We start from the raw sequence: 6,000 nt of genomic DNA, 5'->3' as shown, positions 1-6,000 counted from the left end.
GGGTGGGGGGCGGCACCTGGGCGCTGTTTTTGGGGGTGGGGGGCTCCGGGCGGGGAACGCGCGGGGCCGCCCCCGCCTGTCCGGACAGGCGGGAGCGGCGCCCGCGGTTCACCGGTCGACCGGCCCCGCGACTAGCTGATCGTGAAGATCAGACAGGTCAGGATGAGGCAGGTGTACTGGCAGCCGCCGCCGTGGCCGGTCAGCTCGACGGACTCGGTCTCGGGCAGCTCCTACAGCGCCGCGAGGTCGGTCTCGAAGTCCACCATGTTCTCCATGATCGGGTCCTCCCCTGGTGTTCCGCCCGCCGCGATCTGCGGTACGGGCGCGGGTGTTCGACCTGCGACGGCCTCCATCCACCGTCGCAGGCACCGCCCCGGGCCGTCGTGGCCCGGGAGTCTGCAAGCCGGGAGTCCGTGGCCCGGGAGTCTGCGGGCCGGGCCGTCAGCCCGGTCGGCCGGTGCGCAGGAAGCCGGCCAGCAGCTCGTGCAGCACCGCGGCGCCGTCCTCGGCCAGCACCTCGTGCCCGGCGCCGGCGGCCTCCACGTACCGGAAGTCGGCGCCCTCGGTGCGGCCGATCCGCAGCAACTCGTGGCGCAGCGCACGGGACTGGCTCACCGGGACGGTCTCGTCCCGGTCCCCGTGCACCACCAGCAGGGGGGCGCGGAGCCGGTGGGCGAGCTGGAGCACGTCGCGCGGGCCGCGGGCGTCGGTGATCGGCTCGCCGCCGCCCAGCCGGGTGGTCAACGCCCGTACGGGGGAGGCCGCTTCGGCCAGCAGCCGGGCGCCGGACAGGAACGGTGCGACCACCGCGCAGCGCGCGACCTGCTCGGCGGGCGCGTGCGCGGCCGCCAGCAGCGCGAGGAACGCGCCGTAGCTGACACCGAACAGGGCCGGCGCCTCCAGGCCGAGTGCGGCGCGCTGGCCCGCGATGCCGTCCAGCAGGTACAGGACGTCGTCGAGGTCCGGACCGCCCCAGGCGCCGCGGATGGCCATCGCGTGCGCCACCCCGTAGCCGGTGGAGCCGCGCTGGTTCGGCGCGATCACGGCCAGGCCCTCGGCCGCCATCCGCTGCAGGGCGGGGTCGAACTCCAGCCGCCAGGCGTCGGCCGGTCCGCCGTGCAGGGCGAGGACCAGGTGCGGGCTGCTCAGCCAGGCGTCCCCGCCGTACACCACGGCCTCCAACGGACCGGCCGGTCCGGCGAGTTCGATGCTCTGCGCGGAGTGCCAGCGCCCGCCGTCCCCCGGCGGGGGGCTGCCGTCCAGCTGCCAGCCGGGGGGTGCGGTCCGGGAGGCCCGCAGCCCGCCGGGCTGCCACGGCAGGACGGTGTCCCGCCAGGGACCGGGCAGGCCGGTGCCGAGCGGCGCCAACTGCAGGGGCAGCGGCACCGGTCCGGGCGCCGTGGCGGTCGGGGCGTGCGCCAGCAGGGCGTCCACGTCCAGGGTGGCCAGGGCCGCCGGGTGCTCGGGTGAGGAGTACGGCAGGCGCAGCCCCGCGTCCGACCAGTGCCCGACCGCGCCGAGCCGACCGGGCGGCACCGGCAGCGGGTCCAGCCGTCCGGCGGCCGGCCGCCACAGCGCCAGCGCCGAGCCGGCGCCGTGATCGATCTGGACGACCACCCGCGCCCCGTCCGGGGTGGCGCGCAGTGCCACCGGCCGCAGGAACATGCCCGCCACGTGCAGGCACTCCGGGAACCGCAGCGGCTCGCCGCCGCCCAGCACCCCCCAGCCCAGCCGGTCGACGCCGGGGGCGTCGCTGCGCACCATCGCGAAGCGGCTCTCCGGATCGAACAGGACCAGCCGGTCGTTGCTGCGCTCGCCGATCTCCAGCAGGGGGGTGACCGCGCCGGTGCGCAGGTCCAGGACGACGCTGCGGACGACGCCCGCGTCGACCCGGTCGAGCGCCAGCAGGGCGCCGGTGCGGTCCAGCCAGACGCCGCCGCCGTGCAGGCCGGGGAGCTCGGCGACCTGTCGGGGCTCGCCGCCGTCGGCGTACACCAGCCAGGCGGTGGTGCCCGGCCGGGTGTCGGTGCCGAGCGCCAGCGCGACCGGGGTGCGGGCGCCGTCGGACGCCGCGGCCGGGAGTGGCAGCAGACGCAGCCCGGGCCGCCGCAGCGTGGCCAGCGGACGTTCCACGGTGGCCGGTTCACTCCCGGGCGCGGCGGCGGAGAGGGCCACCAGGTCGTGCCGCTCGCCGTCGTGCCGGCAGACCAGCACCGAGCCGTCCGGCAGGGCGACCAGCTGGCAGCGCAGGCTCTCGGACCGGTTGCCGGGCAGGGCCAGTGCGGTCGGGGTGGCCGGGCCGGACGTCGGCAGCGCCCAACTCTCCGCGTACCAGCCGCCGTCGGTGGCGGAGGCGAGGCAGGCGGCATGGCTGCCGTCGGTGGCGAAGGTGAAGCTGAGGCGGCGCAGGGCCTGCGCCGCGGCGCGGACGGCCACGTTCACGGGGTACTCACCCCGCCGGTCCCGGGCGGCAGTTCGCCGGGCCGGGTGGGCGGCACCGGGTCCACCCAGAGCCGGGGGCCGCCGTGGCGCAGTCGCAGCAGGAAGGCCAGCGCACCCGCCGTCCCCGTCCCGTACGCGGCCGCGCAGCCGGTGCCGGTCTCGTCGGGCAGGACCAGCAGCCCGTCGCGCAGGGCCGACCTGGCGGCGATCAGCTGGGCCAACTCCTGTGCTCCGGTCAGGAATTCCGGTTCTCCGGTGGCGCCGGCCAGATCCAGCAGGTACTCGCCGTTGCCGGCCAGTCCGTGGCAGGCGCCGACGCCGCAGTGCCAGCGTCCGGCCAGGACCGCCCGGCCGGCGGCGAGCGCGAGCTCGCGCGCGGTGTCGTCGCCGGTGACCTGCCAGAGCCGGAGCAGGAAGGTTCCCGCGCCGGACGACCCGCTGCACCAGTGCGCCAGCCGGACCTGCTCCGGGTCGCCCGCGCCCTGCGGCCACCAGGCCGTCGGGCGGGCGTCGGCGTCGGCGCCGCTCCCGGTCGCGATCCCCTCGCCGTACCAGCCGTCGTTCGGTCCGTCGAACGGCCCGCTGTGCTGCCCGAGATAGCGCCCGCCGTGCTCCCGTCGGACGGTGGCGGCGAGGGTGCGTCCGGCCTCGGCCGCGCCGTCGAGCAGTGCCCGGTCGCCGGTGGCCTCGGCGGCGGCCAGCAGGAAGGCGCCGACGCCCGCGACCCCGTGGGCGAACCCGAGGTGGGTGATCCCGGCGAGCGCCGAGTCGAACTCCTTCGGTACCGGCCAGACCAGGCCTTCCGGCGTGGGCCGGGCGGCGGCCAGCAGGCCGTGCCCGCAGCGGGCGGCCCGGTCCAGGAACTCCCCCCGGCCCTGCGCCGCGGTCGCCGGCTGCTCGGCGGCGAAGCGCAGGTGGAGGAAGCCCGCGCCGGCCGCGCCGTGGCAGACGTCCGGGTTGGGCCACTCGACTGCTATCCGGCGGGCGAGGGCGGCGGCGCGCCCGGCGAGCGCGCGGTCCCCCAGCGCCTCGGCGGCGTCCAGCAGCGCCCAGGCGGCGCCCGAGCGGCCGAAGTGAAGCCCCGGCAGTACGACCGGTTCGGCGGCGCACCGGCGCTCGATCCACTCGACGGCCGTCCGCGCCGTCCGCCGGGACTCCTCCCGGACTTCGTCGGGCAGCCCGTCCGTCAGGGCGGCCCGGGCGAGCAGGGCGAGGACGCCGGCGGCGCCGTGCTGCACGTTGCACGGGTCGGACCGCTGTCCGGCCGGTACGGCGGGCCAGAGCCGGTCCCGCCGCAGCGGCGTGGCGGTCAGCGCGAGGTGGTTCAGCCCGTCGTGCAGGACCCGGTCGACGAGGGCGGTGGGCCCGGCCGGGACGGCCTCGGCGCCTTCGCCGGCCCGTGCCGGGCCCGGGGCCGCCGCGTCGGCCGTGCCGCCCGCGCTCGCAGTGCCGCCCGCGCCCGGGTCGTCCGGCGCGCCCGCCAGGGCGTACCGCGCCCGGGACAGGCTCCAGCGCCGCTCCGGCTCCTCGGCCTGCAGCCCGAGCACCAGCGGCGCGAGCCGCCGCGCGGTGTCGCCCGAGCGGGCGGCGAGGGCCAGCCAGCGGCCCAGGCGGTCGGCGACCGGCCGGGCCTGCGGCAGGTCCTCGGGCAGCAGTGGATCGTGGCCGGTCGCCAGCAGGAAGAACAGCCCGCCGAGCGCGTACAGGTCGACCGCCGGCTCGGCCACGCAGGTGCCCTCCGGCAGCACGCGGGCGCCGACCAGGTCGTCCCGGCCGAGCGCGTCCCTCCTCGGTCCGGGGCAGGCCGACCCGTCCCTCCCGTTCCTTCCCGACCGGCTCGCGCCGGAGCCGGTCGGGAAGGAACGGCCCGCGCCGCCCGCGACCAGCGCGAGGCGCCCCGGCCCCTGCTCGGGAGCCCGGTAGCCGGGGGTCCCGGCCGAGCCGGCCGACCGCCCGGCCTCGGCGGCCAGCTCCAGGTCGACCAGCCGCAGCGACCCGTCGGGCCGCACCAGCACGTTGCCGGGGGAGAGGTCGCGCAGGACCAGCCCCAGCCCGTGCACCCGCTCGACCAGGTCGAGCAGGGCGTGCACCAGCGGTCCGGCGTCGGCCCAGTCCACGTCGGGGCTGCCGTCGCGGTGCAGCCGGGCCGCCACCCAGCTGCCGAGCGGCTGTCCGGCGATTCGTTCCTGCACCAGGAACAGCGAGTCGTCCTGCTCGATCAGCTCGACCGGTCGCGGGGCCAGGTCCTGTCCTTCCAGCCGCGCGAGCAGCGCGGCCTCCTGCCGCAGCGCCGCCCGGGCGTCGGTGCCGGACCGGTCCACCTCGATGTGCGCACGGGCCTGCTTGACCACCACCTCGGCGCCGCCCTCGGTGTCCCGCCCGAGGAAGACACCGCCCTTGGCGCTGCGCCGGATCGCCCCGGTGACGGCGTACCGCCCGGCCAGCAGCACCCCGCCGGAGCCGCGCCTGGGGGCCGCGGGCCGGGCCGCCCCGGGCCCGCACCCCTGCGCCGCCTCTCCGCGCTCCTGCGCAGCCTCCCCGTGGACCGCACGCACCCGCGCCTGGGGCCCGGCCCCGTCGGCGAGCGGGTCGCGTGCCCACGGCGGGCAGCGGTACGAGGCCCCGCGCACATCCTCGACCCGCTCGCCGTCCGGGCCGCGCAGCATCGACCGGTAGCCGCCGTCGTTGCCCAGCTCGGCGCGGGCCGCGAAGGCGCCGTAGCGGTAGTGCACCCGGCTGCCGGGCCGGTAGGGGCGGTCGGAGAGCACCACCGGCCCGGGCAGACCGTCCGTCGCCCGGTGCAGCGCGGCGGCCAGCCGCCGGAACTGCTCCTCGCCCTCCGGATAGACGGTGATGAACTTGCCCGCCGAACCACGGTCGCTGTTGCGCGAGTTGATCTCGTGCAGCTGCTCCGGCCCGGCGGCGAACTTGAAGGTGCACGGGTCGTCGGCCAGTACTTCGGTGACGGCGGCCAGGACGGCGCCGCCGACCGCCGACGCCGCGCTCACATGGATCTTCCAGCCCTCGGCGGCCAGTTCCGCCGCGGCCGGCCCGGCCGTGCACCAGAAGCCCTCGGCGGTGACCTTCCAGTCGCCCCCGTCTCCCCGGCTTCCGGCGCCGGCCAGCGCCGCCCGCGCCACCTCCGGCCACCCGCCGGCCGCACCCGGCCGGTGGCCCGCCGATCCGTTCCCCCCGGCCGTACGCAGCGATGTGCCCGCTCCCATCCGCATTCACATCCCTTCGTCTCGGCCGGCGTCCGCCGGGGCCCACTGCTCCGGCACCCCGTGGCGCACGCCGACGGCCTGATCGGTTTCTCGGAAGTACGGGAGCGCGACCTCGGCCGCGTCCGCCGACGGCCCGTCCTGCCTGGGCCCGCCTGCCGGCGGAGCGCCTTCCCGGCCCCGACCGAGGCAACTCCCGTTCGCAGGAGTGAAGTTACTTTCGGTTTCCGGGCGGGCTCAACGCGTGGCGGGTCACTTCACTCGTAAGGGTGATCTGGGCGCGGTTTCGAATATGTGCGAGCGGCCCGCTGTGAGCGGCGCCCCCGCGCATCCGGGG

3 protein-coding genes are annotated in these 6,000 nt (G+C 77.8%); all 3 read right to left on the bottom strand.

Annotated elements, in window-relative coordinates; genetic code table 11:
* Window positions 1-230: 230 nt before the first annotated feature.
* Window positions 231-353 (bottom strand): hypothetical protein, encoded by a 123-nt coding sequence (locus tag AB0J08_RS35660; protein ID WP_360642395.1) that lies wholly within the window; start codon window positions 351-353, stop codon window positions 231-233.
* Window positions 354-441: 88 nt separating this feature from the next.
* Window positions 442-2,442: an alpha/beta fold hydrolase gene (locus AB0J08_RS35655; RefSeq protein ID WP_360642393.1), complete on the bottom strand. Its 2,001-nt coding sequence runs from the start codon at window positions 2,440-2,442 to the stop codon at window positions 442-444.
* Window positions 2,439-5,666, bottom strand: a complete 3,228-nt coding sequence (locus tag AB0J08_RS35650; RefSeq protein ID WP_360642391.1) for a lanthionine synthetase LanC family protein — start codon at window positions 5,664-5,666, stop codon at window positions 2,439-2,441. Before AB0J08_RS35650 ends, AB0J08_RS35655 begins: the two co-directional genes overlap by 4 nt.
* Window positions 5,667-6,000: the final 334 nt, after the last annotated feature.

The sequence above is a fragment of the Kitasatospora sp. NPDC050463 genome (genome assembly GCF_040655255.1).
Lineage (GTDB): Bacteria > Actinomycetota > Actinomycetes > Streptomycetales > Streptomycetaceae > Kitasatospora.
The sequence above is the reverse complement of the archived record's forward strand: the minus strand, read 5'-3'. Positions and strand labels throughout refer to the sequence as shown.